Raw genomic sequence first — 25,495 nt, forward strand, 5'->3', positions numbered from 1 at the left:
AAATTCACACAAAGGAGGAGTGCCCATGCAGAGACGTATCGCCTTATCCTTGGCAGTGGTAGCTATCGGCGCAATCGGAATGGCGGGGTGCAAGAAGCAAGCACCCCAGCAGGCGGAGACACCGGCCGCCAAGGCCACGTCATCGGCTTCCGCGGTGCCCCCCCCCAGCACCCCGGCCCAGCCTTCCCCCGCCAGCACCGGGCTGACCGGAGAAGCCCTCTTCAAGCAGTACTGCGCTTCCTGCCATCCCGACGGCGGGAACGTGATGAACGCGAAGAAGACGCTCAAGAAGGCCGACCTGGACGCCAACGGCGTCAAGACCGCCGACGATGTCGTCAAGCTGATGCGCAACCCCGGCCAAGGCATGACCAAGTTCCCGGTCACCCAGATCTCCGACGACGACGCTAAAAAGGTCGCCGACTACACCCTGGCGACCTTCAAATAGTTCCTCCCCCTCGCCAACTCGCCGCCCCCCCTCCCGGAAATCCAGGGAGGGGGGCACTACCGACGGCGGGAGCCCCCTTTTCCCCACGTACCGGCCAGGCTCCGGAAACGGCCGCTCCTTCCCAGGATCCTTCCCTTTTGTGACGCAGTCCACCTATCGACCTCTCCCGTCCCGAGGCACTCTCCATGGGGCAGCACGACCCGTTGGACGGGCTGGTGACCTGCTGCGAGCTCAAGGCGGCGACCGCCAGGGCCGGCATCGGCCTCCCCCCTCTCACCGGCGAGATTCAGGATCTGCGGGAGATGTGCCGCGACCCGGTGCGCAGGATGGAGGCGAGGCGGGAAGAGGAGGAATTAGCATGAAACGGGGTTACCTCGGGGAGAGGTTTCTTGGTGACTGCTGTGCTGTACCAGGAGCTCCGCAAGCGGATCGAGAAGCCCTCCGCCGGCGGCCCCTGACCATCGGGCTACTCCGCGGCGAGCACCGCCCCCTGTGTCTCGCCGTGGTGGGTCTTGGCATCGTATCCCACCTGGAGGTCTTTCAGCTCCCGCAGCTTCTCGTCGGTCAGCCGCTTGGCCTCCTTCTCCAGTTCCCCTTCGTTCTTGTAGTTCTGCAGCGAAGAGAGCACCTCGTTGATCTCCCCCGCGGTCTTCACCGTAATGTCCTTATGGCCGAACTCGTGCAGCTTCAGGTGGGCCAGGTACTTCTCCCAGACGGGGGCCAGCTCCGCCGCGTTGCCGCCAACCAGCCTCGGCAGGTGGTAGACGATCTCGACGTTGGTCTTCACCGACTTGACCGAGCAGTGTCCGTCGTCTTCGGAGATGTCATAGTCGAAATGAAGATCCCAGGTGGTGAGGGCTGCATAGACATTCCCATCCCCCCACTTGGTGCCGTTATGTCTCATCTGGCGCTGGAGATCCTCAACGGTGGGGCCGTCGATGTCATAGTACTCGTAGCGCTCCTTCACCTTAAGCTCACAGGAAGCTGCCGATGCCGGTTGGTGCATGGATGTGGAAGAGATCTCCAGTTTCGAGGCAGGAACCGGTTTGACCGGTCCGGAACTCGCGGCAAGCAGGTTGGTAGATGAGAAAAGAGCAATGGCCGCGGTCAGTAACAGGGTGGTGCGCAAAGACATCGAGGAGTGCCCTCCGGCGAAGTAGGATTGCTGCAACGTTAGATTGAGACTGCCGACAGAGTAAGGAAAAGTTCGCTTCCTGTAAGTGACTCACGTCACAAAGCAACGAAACTCCGGACAGTTACATTCCGGTTTCCGGATATGTCACCGGGCGGCGGTGGTCTCACTCATAAGCTGCCGTTTGCATAATCGACTTTTTCATTGCATCCTTTAGTAGAACCATCCAATCCAGCAGAACGAGGTTGCCATGAGAATAGACGTCATCACCTCCTCCCCGCTCGACTTTTCCACCGCCGCCCTCGTGGTGGGGTGTTACGAAGATGGCCCCGACGAGCTTTATTCCTCCATCGATCAGGCCTTGGACGGGATCCTGACCAAGCTGGCCTCCACCAGGGAGTTCACCGGCAAGCCCGGTTCCACCCACCTCATCCACACGCTCGGCAAGCTCGCTCCCCAACGGGTGCTGCTGGCGGGACTGGGAAAAAGGGGAGATCTCGACGACCGGCGGATCCGTAACGCCGCAGGCGACGCCGTCCAGGCCCTCCGCCGGGCCCGGATCCCCTCCTTTGCCCTGGCCCTCCAGCTGGCCGCCAGCCATGAGACCGCGCTGCAGGTGGCTTGCGAGGGGGCCCTGCTCGGGAGCTACAGCTTCGACGAGTTCAAGACCAAGGAGCGCGAGGAGCGTTTCCGCTTCGATACCATGACGGTGCTGGTGAACAGAAACGAGGAGGCGGCCTGGGAGGTGGCGCACCGCGCCGATGCCATCTACCGCGGCGTGCAGCTCGCCCGCGACCTGGTGTCGCAGCCGGGAAACGTAGCCACCACCGGCTACCTGGCCTCCGCGGCCCACGAGCTCGCGGCCCGCAGGTCCCTGAGCTGCCTGGTCCTCGAGGCCGACGTTCTGGAGAGCATGGGGATGAACGCGCTCTTGGCGGTCGGCAAGGGGTCGGTGGAGCCTCCCCGCCTCATCGTCACCGAGTACAACGGCGCGGGCGAACGCATCCGTCCCACCGTGCTGGTCGGAAAAGGGATCACCTTCGACACCGGCGGGATCTCCCTGAAGCCGGGCGCCGGGATGGAGGCGATGAAGACCGACATGGCCGGCGCCGCGGCGGTCTTGGGGACCATGGAGGCCGCCGCCCTCATGAAACTGCCGGTCAACCTGGTGGGGATCGTCCCCACCGCCGAGAACATGCCGGGGGGGCGGGCCTACAAGCCGGGGGACGTCATCACCGCCATGTCCGGGACCACCATCGAGATCACCAACACCGACGCCGAGGGGAGGCTCGTCCTCTGCGACGCATTGCACTACGCCTGCACCCACTACAAGCCCGCGGCGGTCATCGACTTAGCCACCCTCACCGGCGCCTGCGTGGTGGCGCTCGGCCACGAGACCGCGGGGATGATGGGGAACGACCGGCGGCTGATCGAAGACCTGAAACGGGCCGGGGACCGAAGCGGCGAGCGGGTCTGGGAGATGCCGCTTTGGGAGGAGTACGGCGAACTGATGAAGAGCGACATCGCCGATCTCAAGAACGCCGCCAGCACCCGCGACGGCGGAGCCATCAGCGCAGCCTGGTTCCTCAAGCAGTTCGTCGGGCAAAACCGCTGGGTCCATCTCGACATCGCCGGGGTCGCCTGGGCCGACAAGGCGCGCCCCGACAGCCCCAAAGGGGCCACCGGCGTCGGCGTCCGCCTCCTCATCGACTACCTGGGCGGCAACCGCTACCGCGTCCCGCACGGATAGCCATAACCTGTCCAGTCGAACCTATCTCCCCTACCCGGAGCGACCTCTCGATGAGAATACTGCTGCTGGCAATGCCGGACGCCGCCAACAACTTCAACCGCGTCATCAAGGTCCCCAACCTCGGCCTCTGCTCGATCGCGGCCCATTTGCCGGAGCACGGGGTGAAGATCGTGGACCTCGTGCTGGTCCAGCGGAACATCGCCTCCTGGCTCGGCAAACTCCTGGCCGAGTTCCGCCCCGAGATCGTCGGGATCAGCAGCATGAGCTTCCAGTACCAGAGCGCGGTCCGCGTGATGAAGATCTGCCACGAGACCATCCCGAGCGCCCACGTCGTCCTCGGCGGCTACCATGCCACCCTCGCCTACCGCGAGCTCACCAGCCGCTGGCCCGCCCCTTTCGATTTCCTGGTCAGGGGCGAAGGCGAACGGGCCATGGTGGCCCTGGTGAAGGCCCTCCATGGGGAGCTTCCCTACGAGGAGGTACCCTCGCTCTCCTGGTGCCACCAGGGGGTCTTCAGGCACAACCCGGCGGCCCCGCTCATGGAGATGGAGTCGCTCCCCCTCCCCGCCCGCGACGCCCGCCTGCTCGACACCTTCAGCTACCTCGGAAGAAAACTGGACTGCCTGGAGACCTCGCGCGGCTGCACCATGACCTGCACCTTCTGCTCGATCACCGGAATGTACGGATCGAGCTTTCGCTGCCATGCCGTCGAGCGGGTAGTGGCCGACCTGAAGGAGCTCAAGAGGCGGGGAACGCGGAGCGTCCTGCTGGTCGACGACAACATCACCCTCGATCCCCGGCGCTTCCGGAGGATCGCCGAGGCCATCGCCGCAGAGGGGCTCAACGACATGGAGTACCTGGTTCAGGCTTCGGTGGCGGGGATGGTGGCCGATGCCGGGCTGATTCCGGCGCTGGCCAAGGCGAACTTCACCATGGTCTTTCTCGGAATCGAATCGGTCATCCCGAAGAATCTGCTGCTTTTCCAGAAGGGGGAGGTGCAGGAAAAGACCGAGGAGGCCGTGCGGCGGCTGCGCGAGCACGGGATCGGCGTGATGGGGGGCTTCATCATCGGGAACCCGGACGACCGCGCCGAGGACATCCGGGCCATCTTCCGGGCCTCGAAGCGGCTGCGGATCGATCTCCCCTACGTCCAGTGCGTGACCCCTTACCCGGGGACCCGCATCCGGGAGGAGCTCATGAAGGAGGGGCTGGTGACCAACCCGCACGACCTGAGCCGGTACACCGGCTTCATGTGCAACGTGCGGACGCGCCACCTGAGCGAGCGGCAGCTGAACAGGATCATGAACTGGGAGAACCTGAAGGCTTTCTTCAGTCCCGGGATGTTCATCGGGAATTACTTCGTGCGGCGGCGCGAGAAGGCCGCATTGAAGGTGGTGCTGAACAACCTCGACCTCGTGCGGGGGTGGTTCACCGGCGACCAGTTCCGCTCGCGGCACAGGTTCTGAAAGGCCGACGGGATCAGGTCTTTCTCAGCAGGTAGCCGTGGGCAGAGAGGCCGGCGCCGTAGGCCAACAAGACGCACAACTGCTGCGGCTCGATCCCCTGCTGCAGGAGCTCCTCCAGGACGAAAAGCACGGTGGGGGACGACATGTTGCCGTACTCCGCCAGCACCTTCCGGGTGGCCCACATCGCCTCCTCGTCGATCCCCACGCTGTCGCGCACCGCGGCGAGAATCTTGTCCCCTCCGGTATGCAGCGCCCAATGCCCCACCTGGTGCGGTTTCACCGCCGCCTCCGCAAAGAGATCTTCCACCACGGCCGCCGCGGCCTTACCGACCAGCTCCGGCAGTTCGAGGGAGAGCTGGTTGTGGAGCTGCCCGTTCTTGTGGACGAAGCGGATCGACTCCCGCTGCTCCGGAATGTAGCGCCCCGCCGAAGCCACCAGCTCGAATCCGGACGGCCGCTCCCAGAGCACCGCCGCCGCCGCGCCGTCGCCGAAGATGGCGTTGGAGAGGATGAGACTCAGGTCGTTGTCCATCTGGAAGGCGGCGCTGCAGATCTCCACCGCCACACTCACCACCACCCCGCCGTTCGCCTTCAGCATGGCCTCCGCCACCTGCAGGTTGGGGATCGCCCCGCCGCAGCCGCTTCCCACCAGGTCGTACACCGGGGTCGTCCGCCCAAGCCCCAGCCGCTCCAGGAGGTAGGTGGAGATGCCGGGGCAGATGTAGCCGGTGCAGGTGTTGACCACCAGCGCGGTGACATCCTTCACGGTCAGGCCGACCTTCGCCAGGGCGCTCTCCACTGCCTTCGCGGAGAGATCTATCGAGCGCTCGGTGAAGCGGCGGACCCGCTGATCGGCGCTCTCCCCCATGATGTCGGCCGGCTCGTCGATGGCAAAGTGCCGCTTGCGGATGCTCGAATGGAGGAAGGTGGCCCTGATCTGGGCGATGCTCCTCGCGGTGAGCCGGTTGCCGAAGTGCTCTTTCAGGAGCTCGGCCGCGGTGCGCTGGTCGGTCCCCATAGGGGGCGCGACGGTGGCGAGCGAGCCGAGGAAGGCGCGCCGGGAGTGGTCTCTGGTTCGATACTGGTTTGCCGGTTCCCTAGTCATGCCTTCCCCCTTGACGGACGCCCCACAGGGCGCCGGAATACATCTCCTCGAAGACCTCACGGTAAAGCTCCATCATTTCGCGGCGGTACTCCTCGTCGACGGTGACCGCCCTTTCGGTCCAGCGGGCGCAGTAACCGCACTCCCCGCACGCCGTCTCCCGGCAGCCGATATCCCTGATCCCCTCGACGAAGCCGTCCAGGGCGCGGTTGTCCACCCGCACCGGGTCCCGTTCGAGAGCCCGGATCAGTCCCCGCTTCTCGGCGAGCCTCTTGAGCCGCAAGAGACCTCCCGCTTTCACCACACCGGGGCGGAAGAAGTACCGGAGAAACCTGCGGAGCTCCGCGAGCCGACCGGGCTTCTCCTCCCCCCGCACCTTGTAGCCGTACGGCTGGATCAGCTCCAGGAGGTTGCCGTCGAAGCGCCCCTCCGTGTACGCCCGCACCCGGGTAGCGAGCACCGGGGTCGGCGCCCCCCGCTCCAGGATCTTGAAGGAATCGAACCCCAGTTCGCGGTAGATCCCGAGATCCTCCGGGCGGATGAACTCGGAGCGCAGGAAGTGGGTGGGGTCGGCGAGCTTGTCGTGGGAGCAGCGGAGCGCGCAGTAATCGATCATAAAGCCGCGGCTCGCGTGCCCCTTCTGGGAAGCGTGGGAGAGGTTCACCATGTGCTGCCCGGAGAGCGGACAGAAGATCATGCAGTTGGAATTGGCGATCAGCTGCAGCTCCAGCTTCACCGCCCGCCGGATCGCCTTCAGCATGGCAAAGTCCCGGTTGATGGCGATCGACTCCAAGGTGATGCAGTCGGCCCCCATCTCCTCCCAGAAACGGGCCTTCGCCACACAGTCGACCCGGGCGTACACCCCGACCCGCACCTTCAGGCGGGGATGGCGCTTCTTTATGATGGGGAGGAGAAAGGGGAGCGATACCGTCACCGAGCTCACCCCGCAATCCTCGACGAATCCCAGCAGCCGCTCGAGCGCCGTCTGCCCCTTCCTGGTGTACTCCAGGTTGTCCAGGCAGGCCGGGTTGACCAGGTAGTTGAAGCCGATCCCCTTCGCCCTCGCCTCGCGTACGTGCCGCTCGAAGGCGTGGGCGCTCAAGGGGGAAAGCATGAAGGAGGCCCGCCCTCCCCCCACCGGGTCGGAGGGGAGCTTCCCGAACAGCTCGGTGACCGGATACCCCTGAAGGGCGGCCACGAGGTCGGGCTGGAAGTTGGTGGCGACCGAGAACCTCATCCCACCTCCCCCGCGAGAACGAGCAGCCAGAACGGCTCCCGGCTCACCCGGAACCGCGCGGTCCCGGCCTGGCGGGCCAGGGAGGCCAGTTCCTGGTCGGTGAAGGATTTCAGGACGGAAAGCGGACCGTCGTAGCGGGTCAGCCGGTTGCTGGTGAAAAGGGTGCTCAGCATCCGGATCAGGAACCAGGCGACCCAGCTCCTCCTGAGATCCATCACCAGGTATCCCCGCCGGGCGAGCCGCTGCATCTCCTTGATGAGGCGGACGTTCTCCTCGTCGGTCAGGTGGTGATTGGTCTTGCTGCAGAGAACCACGTCGAAACTTCCGTCGGCAAAGGGGAGGCTCAGTCCGTCGGCCACCTCCAGCCTGATCTCCGGGTAAGCGCCCGTCTCCCGGCGCGCGATGTCCACGGTCCGCTCGTTGATGTCCACCGCAGTCACCTCGGCCCGCATACCCCGGCTCCTCGCCCACTTCACCACGGCGACCGGGATATCCGCCGACCCGGTAGCGATATCGAGCACGCTGAAGGAGCCGCGCCCCGCCACCATCCGGGAGAGATGCTTCACCACCGCCCGGCTGTCGCCCAGGTAGCGGTTGATGGTCCGGATGTCGGCCAGGGTTCCCTCCAGCTCGGCGGCGCCGTAGGACTCCGGCGGCAGATCGAGGAACTCGGGAGCGGTTCTTTTCTGCGGGACGAACGGCATCGGGAATCCTTTCGCGAGGCTACTTGCCCCACACCGGGCTGGTCAGCTCGATCCGCCAGATGGGGCCGTCCGTGTAGAGGGGACCTTCGAACTTGAGGAAGGCCGGGACGTCGCTGGCGATGGTCCAGATGTGGTCGTCGGGCGGCGTGCGGCCGGTGAGGGCGGCGGGGATCTTCAGCCAGCCGAGCCTGGCCTTCAGGACGTAGTGTTCGGCAGCCCGTTTGAGGTCGCCGATGGTGACCGGCACTTCCCCGGTGGGGGAGATGTCCAGCTCGATTACCCGGGGGGCCGGGGTGAAGGCGATCATGTGGATCTTCTCGCTCGCCCCTTTCGGGAGATTCTTTACCACCGTCGGAACCATCCCGTTGTAGACGTCCGGCGGGAGGTCGAGCTTCCCGGTCAGCTCCTTCTCGCGACCGTTCTTGCGCTCGGTGGTCTTGATCCGGTAGCTCCCCTTGGCGCAGTCGACGGTAATGTCCATCCCAACGGGGAAGGAGGGGCCTTTCTGGATAAGGCGATAGCTCTGGAGGGAAAAGAGCTTGTGCTGGGTGAAAACGGCAGTCTCGTCGTGGAGGGAGCCGTCCTTGAAGTGCAGGAGCACGCGGGCCTTGACCTCCTCGCCGTTTTCAACCTGGAGGAAATCGCCCGAGGCGGGCCTTTTCCCAGCGCTGTCGTTGAGGACGAGAAAGCCGCGCGTCATCCCTTCGCTGAAGCGGACCGGCACCTGGGCGGCCTGGGCTCGTAAAGTGGTGCCAAGAAGGAAAAGGAGGAGCAACAGGAGCAGACGAACTCTCATAGCAGGACCTCCGGTGGTGGCGGCGTGGCGGCGCACCCTTTTAAGAGGGGCGACTGACCGCCGCAAAAAGATTGGAGGATTGTAACACAATATCTGCAATCTGCTTTCCCGGGTATCAGCCGCGGTAGATCACCCGCGTCTTCCCGTTGATCCGGTTGAGATACCTGGCATAGCGCCAGAAGGGGCCGGGGAGCTTCATCATGGTGCCGAGACGGCGCAGCCCGGTGACAGTGCGGGAGCCGGTATCGGAGACGAAGATACAGCGGGACAGGTCGTGTACCCCGCGCTGAAAGCACTCCCTGGCGCGGCCGGTAGTGAGCTTGCTGCTGAAATAAAATGACGGCATCAAAAAGTCGTGGCTGGCGGTGAAGATCCCTTCGTCAACGGCCACCCGATGGAGCGGCGTGCCGGGATAGACCCTGATTCCCATGGTGACGAAGGCGGCATCCTTGCTCCCGATCGCGCCGTCGATGAAGGAGACGGTCTTGGCCAGGCTCGCCTCGTCCTCGCCCGGAGCCCCCACCAGAAAACACCAGAGTGCCCGCATCCGGCTCGCCGAGAAGAGTTCGGCGGCGCGGCGCACGTCGTCCTCTCCGAAGTCTTTCCCCAGGGAGGCAAGGGTCCTTTCGCAGGCGCTCTCCGGGGTCACCACCAGCGATTTCACGCCGCTTCGCTCCATCAGGGCCAACTGCTTTGCGGTGAGCCCCTTCGGAGAAAGAGAGGAGACACGGAAGCGGGCCCTCACCCTCTTCCTCAGTACCTCCTCCAGCACCCCTTCGAGGTATCCCTCCGGCTCGTTGAAGACGCTGTCCACGAATTCGAACTCGCGGGCGCCGGTGTCGCGGATGGAGCGCTCGATCTCCTCCACCACCCGGGAGGGCTCCCGCAGGCGCCAGCTCTCCCCCTCGATCCGGCCGTAGGTGCAGTAAAGGCAGCGCTTGGCGCAGCCGCGCTTACCCTGCACCGGGAGCACCGGTTCCAGCTTCAGGTAGCGGCGGGTGTCGATCCAGCGGTGCAACTGGGGCATGGTATCGATGGTGCCGCAGGAAGGGGTGACCGCGGCCGCATTCGCCTCCGGGCCGCCCGCCTGCCGGCTCCCCTCCTTGAGGCCGCCGCGCGAAACCAGGCCGGGAATCCCTTTTCCCCCACCGTCCCCACCGAAAAAAGCCACCGCCGCCCGCTCCCCCTCCCCCACCACCGCGTGATCGAGGTCGAGGAAGTCGAGGAGCTGCCGGGGCATGATGCTCGCCCCCGCCCCGCCGACCAGGATTCTCGCGCCGCTGCGGCTTTTGAGGAGCGCGGCCACCTCCTTGAGCTCGGGGAGATAGCTCCGGGGGGCCAGGTAGTCGCAGTTATCGAGGTTCCTCACCGACAGGCCGATCCCTTCCGGGTAAAAGACTGCCAGCATCCGCTCGATCGCCTTGAGCGGGTCGGGAGCGAAGCAGAGATCCAGCAGCTTCACGTTGAAACCCGCCTGGTGGAGCGCCTCCGCGACCCAGGCCGCCCCCACCGGCACCGCCGGCTGGGGAGAGAGTTCGCGGTTGGTATTGATGATGAGGATGCGCGCGGTCATAACCTCGCCTATGGTGCCGGGTAAACCTCGATGAATCGGGCCGCGTTGCCGCTTTCATTGGATTAGCAAGAGTGTATCAGAAAGAGAGATCCCCGCTGGACGGCCCTTGGCGGAAGGAAGAAAAAAGATTAGCGGGTGGGGAGAGGTTTTTCCATGAGAGGTGCTGTTGACACCGGAATTAGGGGGGGAGTAGAATGAAGCTAATGGAAGGAAGGACCAAGCTCTTTGAAACAATCCCCATGGTCCCCAAAAGGCCATAGGGGTTGGTAATTGACGTCCACGCGAACCGGAGCCGGCCAAAGTGTAAAAACTGAAGCGGCTACACCCCTCATCCGTTCCAGCGGCCAAACCCGCTGAAATAGGTTCGTGACTCCACCAGTTCGGGTACCTCATCGCACCCTAACGGGCGTCACATACCTGTGCAACGGAGACTCAGGAAGGTCCCAACATGGGCGTCAATTATTTTCCGGGAAAGGCCCGCGGCTTCAGTGCCGGCGGGCCTTTTTCCTTTTCAAAAGGCTGCAGAGCCTTTCGGGACCGTTAGGGGACTCAGGGGGAGAACGCGGTTGCCTATGCCCGCAGCCGGAACTGGCCGACGATCTGGCGGAGATCTTCGGCCATCGAGGCGAGTTGGTGGGCGGCCGCCGCCGCTTCCTGGACCCCGTGGGAGGTCTCGGCGAGGGCGTGGTTGATGTCGTGCATGTTGTGGCTAATCTCCTCGGTGGTCGCCGTCTGTTCCTCGGCTGCGGTCGCCACCTGGTGAATCTGGACCGTCATGTCGTCGACCATGGCAAGGATCTCTTCCAGGGCCCGTCCCGACCCCGCTGCCTGATCGCTCCCCTTGGTCACCTCCTGGACGTCCTGTTCCATGGCGACCACCGCACAGCCGATCTCCCCTTGGATTCCCCGGATCATCGCCCCGATCTCCCTGGTGGCCTTCCCGGTCCGTTCGGCCAGGGCCCGCACCTCGTCGGCCACCACCGCGAAGCCGCGCCCCTGCTCGCCGGCCCGGGCCGCCTCGATGGCGGCATTGAGGGCCAAGAGGTTGGTCTGGTCCGCGATGTCCTCGATGGTGCAGACGATGGCGCCGATCTGCTCCGAGCGCGTCCCGAGCCCCGCCACCCGCTGGGCGCTCTCTTCGACCCGCTGGGCGATGCCGGCCATGAGGGTGATGGTTTCCTCCACCACCTTAGCCCCTTCCGCGGCGGCCTTCGAGGTGCGGCCCGACCCGTCCGCGGCCTTCCCGCAGTTCTGTGCGATATCGCCCGAGGTGGCGGACATCTCGTCCCCCGCGGTGGCGATCGACTCGGCCTGGGCCGCCACCCGGTCGGTTCCCTGCGCCATCTTCCCGGCCGTCTCCTCCAGCCGCGCGGCAGCGGCAGCCAGCCGCTGGGTAGTCTCGGCGGTGCGGGAGATGATGCCATGGAGCTTCTCCATGAAGTGGTTCATCCACCCGGCGACCTCCCCGATCTCGTCGGACGAGTTCACCTCGAGCCGCTTGGTGAGATCCCCCTCCCCCTGGGCGATATCCTCGATCATCTCGCACATCCTTCCCAAAGGCCGCAGAAGCCCCTTCACCAGCACCAGCATGACGAGCGAGAGCACGGCCCCGAGGGCCAGTCCGGTGCCGGCCACGATGTAGGCGAGATGCTGGAAGAGGGCCAGGTACTCGCTCTGCTTTTCCCCCACGTAGAGGGCGCCGATGACGGCACCGGAGCGGTCCACGATGGGGTCGTAGGCGGTGAAGTAGGGAACTCCCAGGATCTCGGCCGCCCCGCGGAACGGTTTCCCCTCCTTGAGGACCGTGTCATAGGCCGCCCCCTGCAGTTTCGTCCCCACCGCGCGGCTTCCGTCCGGCTTCATCACGTTGGTGGAGATACGGGTATCCTGCATGAAGATGGTCGCCGCGCCGCCGAAGAGCTCTTTGATCTTGTCGGGGATCTCGTAGTTGCCGTTGATCACGTACGAGCCGGCCATCAGCTTGCCGTCGGCCACCCTCAGATCGCCCCCCTTGCTCTCTATCAGCAGGTGAAGGGTTCTCATCCTGGCGTCGAGGTCGATCCTGGCCTTGTTGGTGAGTTCCTTTTTGGTCTGGTACAGAGACAGGCAGGAAGTAACGGCTACGGCAAAACAGACGGCAACAATAATGGAGAGAGAAATCTTGGTGGCTATCTTCAATCGCGGGGCTCCTGCAAGGTAGGATAGATCGGTAACAACGGCATCCCGAGAACCGGCTGGAGGCGCGACCTGATTAACGCCAGCCAACGGTTTCGAGATTAAATTGATACCGAGCGACAAAGTACCCAATCGACCCCGGCGCTGATAACTTTAGCGTTTCATTGAAGAAGAATGGCGGGATAGCGTATACGTTGGAAGAGCGGGGAGCGCTGCTATTTCCTCGTTTTCCCCTCTACTTTCCCCACGTGGAGAAGGGGTGCCGAACGAGGCTCACGTTGCGGTACTTCGGGTCGTGGGAGACCTCTTCGCCGGCCCAAGGGGGCAGCTCGACCTGCTGATCCTCGCTCTCGAGTTCGACCTCGGCCACGATCAGGCCAGCGTTGTCGGCCAAAAACTCGTCCACTTCCCATTGGATCCCGGCGTAGGTGACGTGGTAGCGGTTCTTCTCGACCTGCGGCGACGGGCAGAGGTTGTCCAGCATCTCGGCGGCATCCTCCGGCGGGATCGGATACTCGTACTCGTCCCGGCTCACCCCCTGGGTTTTCCCCTTGATGGTGAGAAAGGCCTTCTCCCCCTGCAGGCGCACCCGCACGGTGCATTCCGGCCCGGAAGAGAGATACCCCTGGCGGGTGTGGATGGCCGCAGCCCCCTCTCTCCACTCATCGCCGGTGACCAGGAATTTACGTTCGATCTCTTTCGCCATCTCGCACTCCTTCCGAATTGCGTACCGCGCCGCGAGCCTATTCGCCGCGGGCGTTTCACGCCGGTTCTGGTACAATCATCCCCATGAATTCCACACCTATCGCCTGTCACCTCTCCGAATCGGAGACCCTCCGCTACCGGAAGTACGGAAACGGCCCAGAGCGCCTGGTCCTTTTGCACGGGCTCGCTTCCCGGTCCGCCTGCTGGAAGGACCTGGTGCCGCTCTTTCCCGCCGGCCGCTACACCCTGTACCTCGTGGACCTCCTGGGATCGGGAGATTCGTCCAAGCCGAAAAACGGCGACTACTCCATGCGGGGGCACAGCCGGAGGCTGATCGCTTTCCTGGAAAAGGAGGAGCTCGCCGGGGCAACCGTGGTGGGACATTCGCTGGGGGGGGCGGTGACGCTGATGGCCGCGGTCGAGCTCCAACTGGCCGGCAAGGAGGCGCTGGTCTCCTCCCTGGTGATCATGGCCGGGCCGGGCTACCTCCAGCAGCTGCCGCTCATCGCCGAGCTGTTCGCCTACCCGCTGGTGGGACGGCTTTTCGTGGCTCTGTACGCCCCGGATATCTGGATCAAGGTGGGACTGAAGGCGGCCTACCACGACCATAGCCTGGTGGACCGGGAACACATCAAGAGGTACGCCCCCTGCTACCGGGACCGGGCGGCCAAGCGGGCCCTGGTGGAGACCTGCCGTTCGCTGGTGCCGGACGACGCGGAAGAGCTCGCCTCCCACTTCGGCGGCCTGAGGCTCCCGGTGCTTCTTCTGTGGGGGAGGGAGGACCGCATCGTTCCCCTTTCCCAGGGGACCCGGCTCAACGCCGTCATCCCCGGCTCACAGCTGGAGATCATCGAGCAGTGCGGCCACAACCCGCAGGAAGAGAAGCCGCGGGAAACCTTCGGCATCATCGACCGGTTTGTAACGGCCATAAACCTCACGTCAAATGAACGAGAACGCGGATGACGCGGATGTAGCGGATAAACGTGGATCAATCAAAGGCTTGAGAGTTTAAAATCAAAGTCTTTGAGCTTCATCCGCGTATCCGTTGAATCCGCGTCATCCGCGTTCCAAGACTCTACTCATCCCCACCCAAAAGCATCTGCAGGTTCCGGGACTTTACTCGTCCCCACCCAAAAGCAGCCGCTTGGCGAGCGGGACGACGGTCTGCAGGGGGCGGAGCCGGGTACGCTCCTTTTCCTTGCCGCAGGCGAAGAGGTACTGGGGGGGGGAAAGGCCGGGGCCCTGCAAGGCCCCGTGGGCGGGTGCGAAGAGGACAACGAGGGCTCCGGCACGCTGCCAGCCGAGCGGGGTGATCGAGTCCTCCTCGCGGTTCCCCTCGCCGTCCACCCCGTAGGGAGGACCCTCTCCGGCCGGCTTCTCCGCGTGCCTGATCAACATGATGCGGGGCGAGGTGGCGCCGGCTCCCTTGCGCTCCCCGTTGCCAACGTAGCGGGCGAACCGTTCGTCCAGCTCAGGCGCAGCCTTCATAGCAGCCTCCTGGAGTGGGGGGCGTCGCTATTTTTCCCCGTAGCGGATCACCGTGGCCTTCTCCAGGGTGATCATCCCTCCCTTCATCATCTCGTCGATTTTCGGCATTACCTGGTCGATCTTTTCCTGGGTATCGACCGCCTCCACGATGAGCGGAAGGTCGGCGGAGAGATCGAGCAGCTTCTGCGTGTGGTAGGCCCGGTGTCCGCCGAAACCGCAGACGGCCCTGATCACCGTGGCCCCGGCGAACCCTTCCGCCAGGAAAAGCTCCATCAGCGCCTCGTAGAGCGGCTTTCTCTCGAAGCGGTCCTCCTCGCCGATGAAGATCCTCATCAGCACCTTTTCCCCTACCTGTTTCAAAGGCTCCTCCTTCACATCGACCGGATGGTGACGATCCCCAGCCAGGTGCATAACAGGCAGAGGATCACGCTCCCCAACACGTTGCCGAAGGCTACCGCGAACTGGCCGTCCTCGAGGAGCTTGAAGGTCTCGTAGCTGAAGGTGGAGAAGGTGGTGAGCCCCCCCATGAAGCCGACGGTGAGCCCGATCCTCAGGGTGTCGGAGATCGCCGTGCTGCGCATCCCGAGCTCCATCACCACACCGATCAGGTAGGCTCCGATCACGTTGACGGCCAGTGTCCCGTAGGGAAAGGCCCTCCCCAGCATGGAATAGACCCAGCCGGAAAGGTAGTAACGGGTGAGCCCCCCGCCAGCACAGAAAACCCCGATGATCGCCGCTATCTTCATCCTTCTGCCACTCCTTGACGCTCCTTGGACTGCTGGCGGCAAGCTAGCATCGGGAGTGTGAGCGGGTCAATGAAAAAGTAGGCTAGCGGTGCTTTATGAAAGTCCCTTCCTGGTACTCGCGGAAGGCGACCTCCAGCTCCTCTTGGGTGTTCATCACGATCGGCCCGTACCAGGCGACCGGCTCCCCGATCGGCTTGCCGGAGATCAGCAGGAAACGGACCGGGCTTCCCTGGGTGGAGACCGCCACCGCATCCCCGTCCTCGTACAGGACGAGGTTCTCGCTCCCGCACTCGCAGCTCCGCTCGAGGTCGAAGTAGTTGTTCCCCACCATCTCGTGGGCATAGGGGTTGCGGTCGAGGTCGAAGTAGCCGTGGCCGTCGATGACGTAGGCGAAGGCGGTGTAGCCGCGCCGGATGGCGTGGGTGAAGGTGGTCTGCTCGGGGAGGGTGACGTCGAGATACTCGGGATCGACCACCACGTCCCGGATCGGGCCCCGCACGCCGCCGATCTGGCCGGCGATCACCTTGACCCGGGCGTCCTTCAGGCGGGCCTCGGGGATCTCGTCGGCGGTCAGGCCGCGGTAACGGGGATCCATCATCTTGTGGGAGGCGGGGAGGTTCGCCCAGAGCTGGAATCCGTACATCCTTCCCTCGTCGTCCCCCTTGGGCATCTCCTGGTGGATGATGCCGCTGCCGGCCGTCATCCACTGCAGGTCTCCCGGGCCGATCACCCCGCGGTTGCCCATGCTGTCACCATGCTCCACCCGGCCGTCCAGCACGTAGGTGATGGTCTCGATGCCGCGGTGGGGGTGCCAGGGAAACCCCTTCAGGTAATGCTCGGGGGTATCGGAGCGGAAGTCGTCGAGCAGGAGGAAGGGGTCGAGGTTGGGAACCTGGTTATTGCCGAAGGCGCGTTTGAGATGGACGCCGGCGCCTTCCAGGGTCGGTTTGCTCTTCCAGACTTTGCGGATCTTGCGGATGGAACCGGTATCGGAACTCATGTGAACCTCCTGGCACGGTAATGGCAAAAACATTCTAATGGCCCACCCATCGATGTCAACTGCACTGCCCTGCCAGGAAAAAAAGAGGGGGCCGGCTAAACCGGCCCCCCCGTACATCGCTTGCTACACTCCCTCCGGTCAGAACCTTTCGAAATGGCTGTCCATATCCTCGCCGTTCATGGCCAGCATGGCACCCTTGACATGCTCCTCGGCCTTCGTCAACTGGTGGGGAGCCACCCGGGCGACCGGTTTGGTCTGGACCTTTTTCTGGGGGAGCGGCTTCTTGGCCTGGGCACTCTCCTTCACCTTGAAGAAGGAGATGGTGGACTGGAGTTGCTCGGCCTGGCTGGAGAGCTCCTCGGCGGTGGAGGACATCTCCTCGGCGGCGCCGGCATTCTGCTGGATGACCTGGTCGAGCTGCTGGATGGCGCGGTTGATCTGGCCGGCGCCGGTGTCCTGCTCGCGGGAGGCGGCGCTGATCTCCTGCACCAGCTCCGCGGTCTTCTGGATGTCCGGCACGATCTGGGTGAGCATCGCCCCGGCCTGCTCGGCCACGTCCACGCTGGAGACCGAGAGCTTGCTGATCTCACCGGCCGCCGCCTGGCTCCTCTCGGCCAGTTTTCTCACCTCGGAGGCCACCACCGCGAATCCCTTGCCGTGCTCGCCTGCCCGGGCCGCCTCGATGGCGGCATTGAGGGCCAGCATGTTGGTCTGGCGGGCGATCTCTTCGATGATGTTGATCTTGCCGGCGATCTCCCGCATGGCGGAAACCGTCTGGGCCACCGCCTTGCCCCCTTCCAGCGCATCCTGAGCGCTTTTCACGGCGATCTTCTCGGTCTGCAGCGCGTTGTCGGCGTTTTGCCTGATGTTGGAGCTCATCTCCTCCATCGACGAGGATGCCTCCTCGGCCGCCGCGGCCTGCTCGGTGGCTCCCTGCGACATGTTTTCCGACCCGGAGCTCATCTCCATGGCCCCGGCCGCGACGTTGTCGGCCGCCGCCTTGACCTCGGCCACCACGGTGGAAAGCTGGGACACCATGGCCCCCAGGGCCCTCATCAGCTCGTCCTTTTCGGAGCGCTCCCTGATGTTCACGAGGAGGTTACCGGAGGCGATCTCCTTGGCGGAGGCGGTGATGGACTGCATGGCCTCGATCAGCACGTTGAGGTTGTTCTTGATGATGTTGTACTGCCCCTTGTACTCCGCCGTGATGGGAGCGGGAATGTCCCCCTTGCTGATGCTGTCGACGTAGTTGGCGGTGACCATGAGCGGGTTGACGATGTTGGTGACCGTCTCGTTCACCCCCACCACCAGCTTGTTCCACCCTCCCACGAAGAGGGAGGCGTCGGCCCGCTTGTCGAGCTCGCCGTTGGCGGCTCCCTGGATCAGGATGTCGGTCTGCGCCAGCAGGTCGTTCATCATCTTGACCATGTTGTTGAGGTTGTTCTTGATGACGTTGTACTCGCCCTTGTAGTCGGTGGTGATGGCCGGCGGGATGACCCCCTTGGCCACCTGGTCCACGTAATCCGCCGTCACCCTCATCGGATTGACGATGTTGGCCACCGTGTCGTTCACCCCCGCCACCAGCTTGTTCCACCCCCCCACGAAGAGTGAGGCGTCGGCCCGCTTGTCGAGCTCGCCGTTGGCGGCCCCCTGGATGAGGACGTCGGTCTGCGCCAAAAGGTCGTTCATCATCTTGACCATGTTGTTGAGGTTGTTCTTGATGACGTTGAAATCCCCGTTGTAGTTGTCGGCGATCTGCGGCGGGATGATCCCGTTGGAGATCTTGTCGACGTAGTCGGCGGCCACGTTGAGGGGATCGATGACCGCGTCGAGGGTCTCGTTGACCCCGGCCACGATCTTCTGGAAATCACCCTTGTGCTTCGAGGCGTCCGCTCGGGTGGCGAGCTTCCCTTGCACGGCGGCCTCGGAAAGCATGTTGGCGTCGGCCACCAGGGCCTTGATACGGCCGGTCATCTCCTGCAAAGCCGACAGCAGCTGCCCCGCCTCGTCGTTGCTATCGATGGTGATCTCGCTGGAGAGATCCCCTTCCGAGACCTTCCTGGCCACCCCGAGCGCCCTGGTGATGGGAAGAGTGATGGCGCGGTCCAGCAGGTAGGCGATGATCATGGCGAGGATGACGGCTACCAGCCCACCGCCGATCATGACCACCTTGGTGGTGGATCTGCGCGAATCGGCCGCCTTCATCCGCACGCCCAGAAGGGAGGTCTCGTCCTTGGACATCTCCGACAGGACCGCACGCATGGCGTCCATCTGCTTCTTGCCCTTGGCTTCCTGGACGCTTCTCACCACCTGGTCCATCGAGGCCCTTCCCGCCACCACCTGCTTCCTCAAGGCGACGGTCGGCTCCACCTCGACCTGTATCCACTGGTCTTTCATGGCCAGCAGCTGGGAGAGGCGTTCCTGCTGGCGCGGGTTGTCCGCGGTCAGCTTCTTGGCATCCTCGAAGTCCTTGGCGAAGGCGGCCTTACCCTGGTTGAGTGGCTCCAGGAATTTATCGTCCCCCGAAAGTGCATAGCCGCGGGTCCCGGTCTCCATGTTGATGAGCGAGGTGAGCATGTTGCCTACGTGGTCAAGTACCTCGTAGGTGTGTACGTTCATCTGGTTGGCGGTACCGAGCGCGCTGAAGTTTAAGTATGCGACGGTGACCAGCACCAGCACGATGGCGACCACGGCGAGGAAGCCTGCGTATAGTTTTCTGCCTATAGCTACGTTAGCGAGCCATTTCATGGGGCACGTCTCCTGTAGTGAAAAAGTGGGCGATTCTGGATCTGCCTTGGGAACAGCTGTCCGTCGGGGCCCTGGGCGAAGAATCCGCGCCAGGAAGATTCTGTGTCGTTCTCGGTGACGAGATTCCCACCGCGGGCGAGCGTCTAGGGTAACGTCCGCAGACTTCCCCCTTTTGCTGTCAGGGAAGTGGAGCCGCACGTTCTCCCGGACCATGAGGCGGTAACCGCCCCCGGTGGGGTTATGGGCGTGAGGGGGTGTCCGTGGCCAAGATACGCTTCTCCCAGCCGTGGAGCGCCCCCCGGCGTCCCAAACCTTGGTCCTGCTTCGGCCGGTGGCGTGCGGGAGCTAGATGCCGGCCTCCCATTGCTGGGACGGCTGAACCCGCATGAAGCTTAACGCCACCGGTCTACCGTTATTGGCAGTCCATTCAGGCGGCCTGCTGGCTCGCCTGGGCAGCCACCGCCACCTCTTCGCCGGCGAAGACGCGGTCGATGTCCAGGATGATGATGAACTGCTGGTCGTGCTTGGCCATGCCGAAGATGAACTCGGTGTTCAGCTTCGAACCGATGCGAGGGGGAGGCTCGATCTGCTCCGGCGCCATGTCGATCACTTCCTGCACGGCATCCGCCAGCACTCCCATGACCAGGAGGTCGTCCTCAAGCTTCATCTCGACCACGATGACGCAACTGTCAACGGTCTTCACGGTCTCGGTCATCCCGAACTTGGTACGGAGATCCATGACCGGCACCACGCTGCCACGGAGGTTGATCACGCCTCTCATGAAAGGGGGGGTCTGGGGTACTTTGGTGACGACGGTAAAGTCGAGGATCTCTCGCACTTTGCCGACATCGAGCGCAAAGGTCTCTTCACCAAGTCTGAAGGTCAGGTACTGGGCACTCTCGTTAATCGCTGCAACTGACATCTGAGAACCTCCTTATGACTCGAAGCGCTGGACGAGTGGCATGGAATCTATTTCGCCCCCCGTCGTCAGCTAGAACTACCTCTTGATTCTGCTCTTCGGCCTGTGTGGCCCGGCCAATATCAGGATTTTCCCTAAGCCATAGGGAATTTTCCTGTATACGCCTCAGCAAGGACCGGATAGAAACTGCATGAGGCAGGATTGCGGGGATTGCGGGGATTGCGGGGATTGCGGGGATTGCGGGGATTGCGGGGATTGCGGGGATTGCGGGGATTGCGGGGATTGCGGGGAGTCGGGAGCCGGGAGCCGGGAGCCGGGAGCCGGGGAGCCGGGGAGCAGCGGGAGCAGCGGGGGCAGCGGGAAACCGGTCGGGGGGAGCCAGGGAAAGGTGGGGGACGCGAACCGGGAAGCATGGCGGGCAGGGAGATCGAGATAGCCGCGGCAGTGCAAACCCGGGACGCCCTGCGGACGGCTAACTGGCGAGCAGCCCCTCGCGAAGTGCATAGCGGGTGAGGTCGGCGATGTTGTTAAGCCCGAGCTTTTTCATGATATGCGCACGGTGGGACTCCACCGTTTTAGCGCTGATATCGAGGATGGTGGCGATCTCCTTCGATTTCCGCCCGGAGGCCAGCAGCACCAGGACCTCCCGCTCCCGCTCGGTCAGGAGCGGTTCCAGGGTCACTTCGCCGCCGTTAGGCTGCCGCTGCCCAATTGCCCCCAACTCCGGCGAAATGTACCTTCCTCCGGCCGCCACGGTCTTGATTGCTTTGATCAGCTCGGCCGCAGGCGCGCTCTTCAGCACGAACCCGCGCGCTCCCGCCCGCAAGGACTCCTCCAGGATCCGCCTCTCGTTATGCATGGAGACCATCAGAACCTTGACGCCGGGAGAGCCGCTGGCGAGGCAGAGGGTGGCATCGATGCCGTTCATCCCCTCCATGCCGACGTCCATGACAACCACATCGGGTACCACGTCACGGGCCATCCGCACCGCCTCAACCCCGTCCCCCGCCTGGCCGGCCACTTCCAGCTCGTCACAGCGCTCAAGGATGGAGCAGAGACATTCCCTCACGATGGCATGGTCGTCGACGACCATGATGCGAATTTTCATAGCGTCCTCAGCCGTCGAGACGGACTATCCCCGCCCGCACGGCATACCTGGTGAGATCGGCGATCGAATTGAGCTTCAGCTTCTTCATGATCTGCTGGCGGTGATTGTCCACCGTCTTGGCGGTCAACTGCAGCTGGAAGGCGATCCCCTTGGCGTTCTCCCCCCGGGCGATCAGGGAAAGAATCTCCTGCTCCCGGGGGGAGAGGGAGTTCTCCATCCGTGGAGCCGCTTCCTTCACGAGCTCGAGGTACCCGTCGATGACCAGGGAAAGGATCTCCGGGCAAAGATAGTGGTGACCGGCCGCCAGGGTCCGTACCGCCTCCACCAGCATCTCCGAGGTGTGGTCCTTGAGGAGGTATCCCCGCGCCCCGGCCTGGAGAGCCTTGGTTACCTGGAGCCGGTCCTCGTACATGGTCATCATGAGAATCCGGGTCTGCGGGTGAAGGGCCAGTATCTCCCGGGTGGCGTCGATCCCGTCCATGACCGGCATGTTGACATCCATCACCACCACCTCCGGCCGGAGTTCGCCGGCCAGCTGGACTCCCCGCTTCCCGTTGTCCGCTTCACCCACCACCGAAATATCGGGGTACTTCCCGAGCAGGTACCTGATCCCCTGCCGCACGATGGCGTGGTCGTCCACCACCAGCACCTTGATTACCCTAGCATCTTCAACGCTGTACGCCATAGTTACCCCTGGCTCCTCGCGGTTTTCATGTAGGCGACGGCCCCTCATCATTAATATTAACGTTGTTGACGGTGATTGGGGGGGTGGCTAAGATTATCATGGTCCAATGAGAAGGCAAAATTTTTCGCTTCATCCGCGCCGGTAATGAACCAGCGGAGACGGAGCGTCTAAGCAGCCGCCTGGCGCGGCGTACTTACCAGAGGAAACGCCATGGAACATCTAATGGAAGAGGCTTTCCGTTTCGCGCTGCACACCGAGCTTACCAGTTACCGCGGTCTGCGCAACGCGGCGCTCATGCACCCGGACAATTACGCAAGAGAGCTGTTGCGCGAGCTCTCCGCCCAGCAATGGGAGATCGTCGAAGAGATCGCCAGACGCTGCCCGGAGAAGATAGCGAGCCGCCTGATGCCCGCCGACGACCTGCAACTCCCCGCTCCCCTCCCCTACCCGCGGGAGGCATCCAGCCGGACGCTGTACCGCCAGTTGCGGGCGGCCCTGGTCGACAAGCAGTGCAGCGCCGAGAAGTACACCATCTTCGCCGCCTCCTTCCGGGACCCCGAGATCTGCGGCATCTTCCAGCTGGCTCTCAACGGGTCGCAACGGCTTTTGGTGCGGCTCCTCGACGCCTACCGCCAAGCGGACGATACCCTCCACCCTCTCATGCCGAGCATGCGCAGAAAACGGACCCATCTGCGGTCGATGGCTCCCCCCTCCCCCAACCCGCACACCGAACTGTTCATCTCCCTGCTGGATTCCGGACGCCGTTCGCTTTCCTGAGATCAGCTGCCGAAAAGGGAACGTGCCGCTTCCCGGCGCTCCACCAGTGCCGGCGAATCGTTTTGGACGCTGTTGACCAGCGGCGAGGCCTCCCACTGCTGCATGAGCCCGGGCTGCGGCTCCCCGGTCCCGGGACCAGGAGGGGATCAGCCCCCACTGCAAAAGGGCGAGGCTCCGCGTACCCGACAGATCCACCCGGACCACCGCCACCGGCTGGGTGGGGGCGATATTGAAGCGGGAGAGGGGCGGGCAAAGCGCGCCCAGGTTGAAGAGTTCGGCCAAAACCTCGGGGGGAAGATCGAGGGTGAAGCGTCCGCACATACACCGGCTCCGGAGGAAACGGCTCTACTTGAGGACGTGGCTCGCCAACATCTTCTGAACCTCGTAGACGTTGACGTCCTTGGTGAACTTTTTCTCGATCGGGATGGTCTCGGTCCCGACCCAGATCTTAAGCTCGGCATCCAGGTCGAATGCCGAACCGGTGACCACGCTGAACTTCATGATCTTGCCGTAGGGGATGGATAGATACTCGATCTGCTTCCCGGACAACCCTTTGACCTCCACCATGATGAGTCTTTTGTTGGTGAAGAGGAAGGTATCCCTAAAGACGGTGAAGCCTACTTCAATGATCTCCCCGTCGGAGAGGAGAGCTCCGTAATTGGCGTGATACTTTTTGGCCTCCGGAGACCCTGCGCTCTTCGCCCCACCAGTGAACATTCCCATGACCGTCCCCCGCATCTTTTAATTATCGGTTGATAGGCACGCTTCTTATCGGTAGCCGGGGCGAAAACTGTAGGGATTTACCGCTCACTGGCCGGAGAATCCGTACTTCTCCAGCACCTTCTTGGCCTCGGCCCCCTTGAGGAAGGAGAGGAAGGCGGCCGCCTCGGGATTACGGGCACCGGTGACGGTGAGGGCGAGGGGATAGACGATCCGGTCGTGGAGGTTGGCGGGTACGGTGAAAAGGATACGGGCTTTCTTCGCCTGCAGCGCATCGGTGCGGTAGACGAAGCCGCCATCCACCTCGCCCCGGTCGGCGTACATCAGGCACTCCCGCACGTCCTTGGTCATCACCAGTTTCTTCTCAACCTGCTTCGCGACCCCGGCCCTGGTGAGGGCCTCCATGGCGTACTCGCCCGCCGGCACGCTCTTCGGGCTCCCGATGGCGATCCGCTCCAGCTTGACGAGATCGCGCAGCGACGACGCCTTCCCGGAAGTCCCGGCGAAGACGAGCGTGTTGTGGGTGAAGATCCCGATACTCCCGGCATCTACCAGCTTCTTCCCCTTGAGATACTCCATCCACTCGACGTTGGCCGAGATGAAGATGTCGCCGGGGGCACCGCTCTCTATCTGGCGGGCCAACTGGCCGGAGCCGCCGTAGTTCTTCAAAAACCGCACGTCGGGATGCCTTTTGGCAAAGCGGTCGCAGAGGTCGTTGACCACCTCCTTAAGACTCGCCGCTACCGAAAGGTTCACCTCTGCCGCCATGGCCGGCGAAGCGGCCAATAACGCCAACAGCACCATCACCACTATTTTCCTCATAATCCGTCTCCTCCCGTTTCATCGGCGCCCGGCCAGGCGTTGTCCCGGGCACCGCCGTATTGCAAACGTTCGTCCCGCCGCATCGCCGTCAGCGCGGCCCGCGGTTCCATCTCCTCAGCCCCAGCCTCAGCCGTTATGGCGAAAATACCATAACGCCCAGCCGGAAAAAAGGGGTGGCAGCAAGCGCCACCCCTTCGCGAACTCAGCTCACCCCGATGATGACCGAGCTCGCCTTGAAAAGGGCGCAGGCATGGTCGCCCGGCTTAAGATCCAGCCGTTCGGCGCTGCCGTGGGTTATTACCGCGCTCACCGTATTCCCCCCTCCGATCTCGACGTCGATCTCGCTGCTGACCGGCCCCTGGATCACCTTGGCGACGGTGCCGCAGAAAACGTTGCGGGCGCTGACCTTGGCGTTGTGCAGATCGGTCCCGATGATGACCGAGCTCGCCTTGATGATGGCGTAGGCCTCGGTCCCGGCGGCAAGGCCGAGGTTCTCCACGGCGCCGTTGGTAATGACCGCCACCAGCGGGACCCCTCCTTTTAGCGTCAGGGTGACCTCCGAGTTGACCGCTCCCTTGGTGATGCCGGTGACCGTTCCTGCAAAACTGTTGCGTGCGCTGACCTTCATGCTCATCCTCCTTATGAATCGGAGCAGGTCTTCGGTATCGCCGAGCCTGCTGCCGAGGTTGCCGAGAAGCCGCTGGAGCTCCTCCTGGATCACGCGGTACTGTCCCAGGATCCGTTTTCCTTCCGGGGTGAGGCTGGTCCCTCCTCCCCCTTTGCCCCCGGTCAGCCGGTCCACCAGCGGCAGGTGGGACATATTATTAATGGTACGCACCATGTCCCAGGCGGTCTTATAGCTCAACCCGCTGGCCTTGGCGGCCTTGGCGATGGAGCCGAGCTGGTCGATCCTCTCCAGGAGCTCGATCCGCTCGCCTCCCAGAAATCTCTGCTCGGCCAGGTTGAACCAGAGATGGCCGGAGACTTCCATCTTGTCGTCTCTATTTTTCATCGAGCAGATCCCTCTCCCGGTGGTCCCATATCTTCGCCAGATAGAATAGCAAACAGACTCCGGCTGTAAAGTTACACAAGGCGTGCCAAGCCCCCGTTGGCACTCGACTGGCCATAAAAGCGGCGGCAAATCGGGGACCCGTGGGCGAGCGTTATGGAGCGTGTTCCATATCGCCTGCCGCTCTTTACGGCAGCTGCCGATAAAACCGGCAACCGGAAGCCTGAGGCACAAAGGACACCGCCACTTCTCCCGGGGCGGAGTGGGAAAAAACCTGAGTTGACGAACGGGAGAACAGGAGATACCGTCTCAAGACGATATTTTCCCCGCACCTAGCAAGCCCGGCCGGCACCGGGCTTTTCAATGCGCCACACAGGAGGAAGCACGA

25 protein-coding genes and 1 pseudogene are annotated in these 25,495 nt (G+C 63.5%); 6 read left to right on the plus strand and 20 right to left on the minus strand.

Going from position 1 to position 25,495, the window contains the following annotated elements:
- Positions 1 to 25 precede the first annotated feature (25 nt).
- Both L4X63_RS12550 and L4X63_RS12555 read left to right on the plus strand, forming a co-directional pair.
- The gene (locus L4X63_RS12550) at positions 26 to 445 is read left to right on the plus strand and encodes a c-type cytochrome (protein ID WP_250678982.1); all 420 of its coding nucleotides are present in this window, start codon (positions 26 to 28) and stop codon (positions 443 to 445) included.
- A gap of 185 nt (positions 446 to 630) precedes the next feature.
- A complete protein-coding gene (locus tag L4X63_RS12555) occupies positions 631 to 807 on the plus strand; it encodes a hypothetical protein (RefSeq protein ID WP_250678983.1) in 177 nt (58 codons plus the stop codon).
- A 104-nt stretch (positions 808 to 911) separates the two neighbouring features.
- Here the strand turns inward: L4X63_RS12555 and L4X63_RS12560 are convergent, their stop codons facing one another.
- On the minus strand, positions 912 to 1,580 hold the full coding sequence (locus tag L4X63_RS12560) for a DUF922 domain-containing protein (RefSeq protein ID WP_250678984.1): 669 nt from the start codon (positions 1,578 to 1,580) through the stop codon (positions 912 to 914).
- Positions 1,581 to 1,827: 247 nt separating this feature from the next.
- Between L4X63_RS12560 and L4X63_RS12565 the strand changes: the two genes are divergently transcribed.
- Complete coding sequence (locus tag L4X63_RS12565; protein ID WP_250678985.1) at positions 1,828 to 3,327, plus strand: leucyl aminopeptidase; 1,500 nt, start codon at positions 1,828 to 1,830, stop codon at positions 3,325 to 3,327.
- A 50-nt stretch (positions 3,328 to 3,377) separates the two neighbouring features.
- Complete coding sequence (locus L4X63_RS12570) at positions 3,378 to 4,793, plus strand: B12-binding domain-containing radical SAM protein (RefSeq protein ID WP_250678986.1); 1,416 nt, start codon at positions 3,378 to 3,380, stop codon at positions 4,791 to 4,793.
- A gap of 13 nt (positions 4,794 to 4,806) precedes the next feature.
- Here the strand turns inward: L4X63_RS12570 and L4X63_RS12575 are convergent, their stop codons facing one another.
- The 7 genes from L4X63_RS12575 to L4X63_RS12605 form a co-directional block, all read right to left on the minus strand.
- Positions 4,807 to 5,898, minus strand: coding sequence for a type III polyketide synthase (locus tag L4X63_RS12575; RefSeq protein ID WP_250678987.1), 1,092 nt, complete (start codon positions 5,896 to 5,898; stop codon positions 4,807 to 4,809).
- The gene (locus tag L4X63_RS12580; RefSeq protein WP_250678988.1) at positions 5,891 to 7,132 is read right to left on the minus strand and encodes a U32 family peptidase; all 1,242 of its coding nucleotides are present in this window, start codon (positions 7,130 to 7,132) and stop codon (positions 5,891 to 5,893) included. The genes L4X63_RS12575 and L4X63_RS12580 overlap by 8 nt, the downstream gene beginning before the upstream one ends.
- Positions 7,129 to 7,836: a methyltransferase domain-containing protein gene (locus L4X63_RS12585; protein ID WP_250678989.1), complete on the minus strand. Its 708-nt coding sequence runs from the start codon at positions 7,834 to 7,836 to the stop codon at positions 7,129 to 7,131. The genes L4X63_RS12580 and L4X63_RS12585 overlap by 4 nt, the downstream gene beginning before the upstream one ends.
- 19 nt (positions 7,837 to 7,855) lie before the next feature.
- Complete coding sequence (locus L4X63_RS12590; RefSeq protein WP_250678990.1) at positions 7,856 to 8,632, minus strand: hypothetical protein; 777 nt, start codon at positions 8,630 to 8,632, stop codon at positions 7,856 to 7,858.
- A 115-nt stretch (positions 8,633 to 8,747) separates the two neighbouring features.
- Positions 8,748 to 10,205, minus strand: a complete 1,458-nt coding sequence (locus L4X63_RS12595; RefSeq protein WP_250678991.1) for a B12-binding domain-containing radical SAM protein — start codon at positions 10,203 to 10,205, stop codon at positions 8,748 to 8,750.
- Positions 10,206 to 10,775: 570 nt separating this feature from the next.
- Positions 10,776 to 12,383 carry a methyl-accepting chemotaxis protein gene (locus tag L4X63_RS12600; protein ID WP_250678992.1) on the minus strand — a complete coding sequence of 536 codons (1,608 nt, stop codon included), beginning with the start codon at positions 12,381 to 12,383 and terminating at the stop codon, positions 10,776 to 10,778.
- 232 nt (positions 12,384 to 12,615) lie between these two features.
- On the minus strand, positions 12,616 to 13,086 hold the full coding sequence (locus tag L4X63_RS12605) for a CYTH domain-containing protein (protein ID WP_250678993.1): 471 nt from the start codon (positions 13,084 to 13,086) through the stop codon (positions 12,616 to 12,618).
- 83 nt (positions 13,087 to 13,169) lie between these two features.
- On the opposite strand from L4X63_RS12605, the gene L4X63_RS12610 reads away from it, so the two are divergent.
- Positions 13,170 to 14,048, plus strand: a complete 879-nt coding sequence (locus L4X63_RS12610) for an alpha/beta fold hydrolase (protein WP_250678994.1) — start codon at positions 13,170 to 13,172, stop codon at positions 14,046 to 14,048.
- Between the two features lie 153 nt (positions 14,049 to 14,201).
- Here the strand turns inward: L4X63_RS12610 and L4X63_RS12615 are convergent, their stop codons facing one another.
- The 8 genes from L4X63_RS12615 to L4X63_RS12650 all read right to left on the minus strand — a co-directional run bounded on the left by L4X63_RS12615 (position 14,202) and on the right by L4X63_RS12650 (position 21,779).
- Positions 14,202 to 14,573: a hypothetical protein gene (locus L4X63_RS12615; protein WP_250678995.1), complete on the minus strand. Its 372-nt coding sequence runs from the start codon at positions 14,571 to 14,573 to the stop codon at positions 14,202 to 14,204.
- 27 nt (positions 14,574 to 14,600) lie between these two features.
- Positions 14,601 to 14,984, minus strand: coding sequence for a DUF190 domain-containing protein (locus L4X63_RS12620; protein ID WP_502799910.1), 384 nt, complete (start codon positions 14,982 to 14,984; stop codon positions 14,601 to 14,603).
- Complete coding sequence (gene crcB, locus L4X63_RS12625; RefSeq protein WP_250678996.1) at positions 14,945 to 15,319, minus strand: fluoride efflux transporter CrcB; 375 nt, start codon at positions 15,317 to 15,319, stop codon at positions 14,945 to 14,947. The genes L4X63_RS12620 and crcB overlap by 40 nt, the downstream gene beginning before the upstream one ends.
- 82 nt (positions 15,320 to 15,401) lie before the next feature.
- On the minus strand, positions 15,402 to 16,319 hold the full coding sequence (locus tag L4X63_RS12630) for a pirin family protein (RefSeq protein WP_250678997.1): 918 nt from the start codon (positions 16,317 to 16,319) through the stop codon (positions 15,402 to 15,404).
- 138 nt (positions 16,320 to 16,457) lie between these two features.
- Complete coding sequence (locus tag L4X63_RS12635; RefSeq protein WP_250678998.1) at positions 16,458 to 19,067, minus strand: methyl-accepting chemotaxis protein; 2,610 nt, start codon at positions 19,065 to 19,067, stop codon at positions 16,458 to 16,460.
- 427 nt (positions 19,068 to 19,494) lie between these two features.
- A complete protein-coding gene (locus tag L4X63_RS12640; protein WP_250678999.1) occupies positions 19,495 to 19,989 on the minus strand; it encodes a chemotaxis protein CheW in 495 nt (164 codons plus the stop codon).
- A gap of 469 nt (positions 19,990 to 20,458) precedes the next feature.
- Positions 20,459 to 21,094 (minus strand): response regulator, encoded by a 636-nt coding sequence (locus L4X63_RS12645; protein WP_250679000.1) that lies wholly within the window; start codon positions 21,092 to 21,094, stop codon positions 20,459 to 20,461.
- 7 nt (positions 21,095 to 21,101) lie between these two features.
- A complete protein-coding gene (locus tag L4X63_RS12650) occupies positions 21,102 to 21,779 on the minus strand; it encodes a response regulator (RefSeq protein WP_250679001.1) in 678 nt (225 codons plus the stop codon).
- A gap of 210 nt (positions 21,780 to 21,989) precedes the next feature.
- On the opposite strand from L4X63_RS12650, the gene L4X63_RS12655 reads away from it, so the two are divergent.
- Positions 21,990 to 22,556 carry a hypothetical protein gene (locus L4X63_RS12655; RefSeq protein WP_250679002.1) on the plus strand — a complete coding sequence of 189 codons (567 nt, stop codon included), beginning with the start codon at positions 21,990 to 21,992 and terminating at the stop codon, positions 22,554 to 22,556.
- 126 nt (positions 22,557 to 22,682) lie between these two features.
- Here the strand turns inward: L4X63_RS12655 and L4X63_RS23895 are convergent.
- The 4 genes and pseudogenes from L4X63_RS23895 to L4X63_RS12670 form a co-directional block, all read right to left on the minus strand.
- Positions 22,683 to 22,877, minus strand: a pseudogene (locus tag L4X63_RS23895) (SOS response-associated peptidase family protein); the annotation flags it as partial.
- A 24-nt stretch (positions 22,878 to 22,901) separates the two neighbouring features.
- The gene (locus L4X63_RS12660) at positions 22,902 to 23,279 is read right to left on the minus strand and encodes a PH domain-containing protein (protein ID WP_250679003.1); all 378 of its coding nucleotides are present in this window, start codon (positions 23,277 to 23,279) and stop codon (positions 22,902 to 22,904) included.
- Positions 23,280 to 23,363: 84 nt separating this feature from the next.
- A complete protein-coding gene (gene modA, locus L4X63_RS12665; protein WP_250679004.1) occupies positions 23,364 to 24,098 on the minus strand; it encodes a molybdate ABC transporter substrate-binding protein in 735 nt (244 codons plus the stop codon).
- A gap of 202 nt (positions 24,099 to 24,300) precedes the next feature.
- Entirely contained in the window at positions 24,301 to 25,110 is an 810-nt protein-coding gene (locus tag L4X63_RS12670) for a TOBE domain-containing protein (protein WP_250679005.1), read from the minus strand.
- Positions 25,111 to 25,495: the final 385 nt, after the last annotated feature.

Origin of the sequence: Geomonas sp. Red32, from assembly GCF_023652955.1 — a bacterium.
GTDB lineage: Bacteria > Desulfobacterota > Desulfuromonadia > Geobacterales > Geobacteraceae > Geomonas.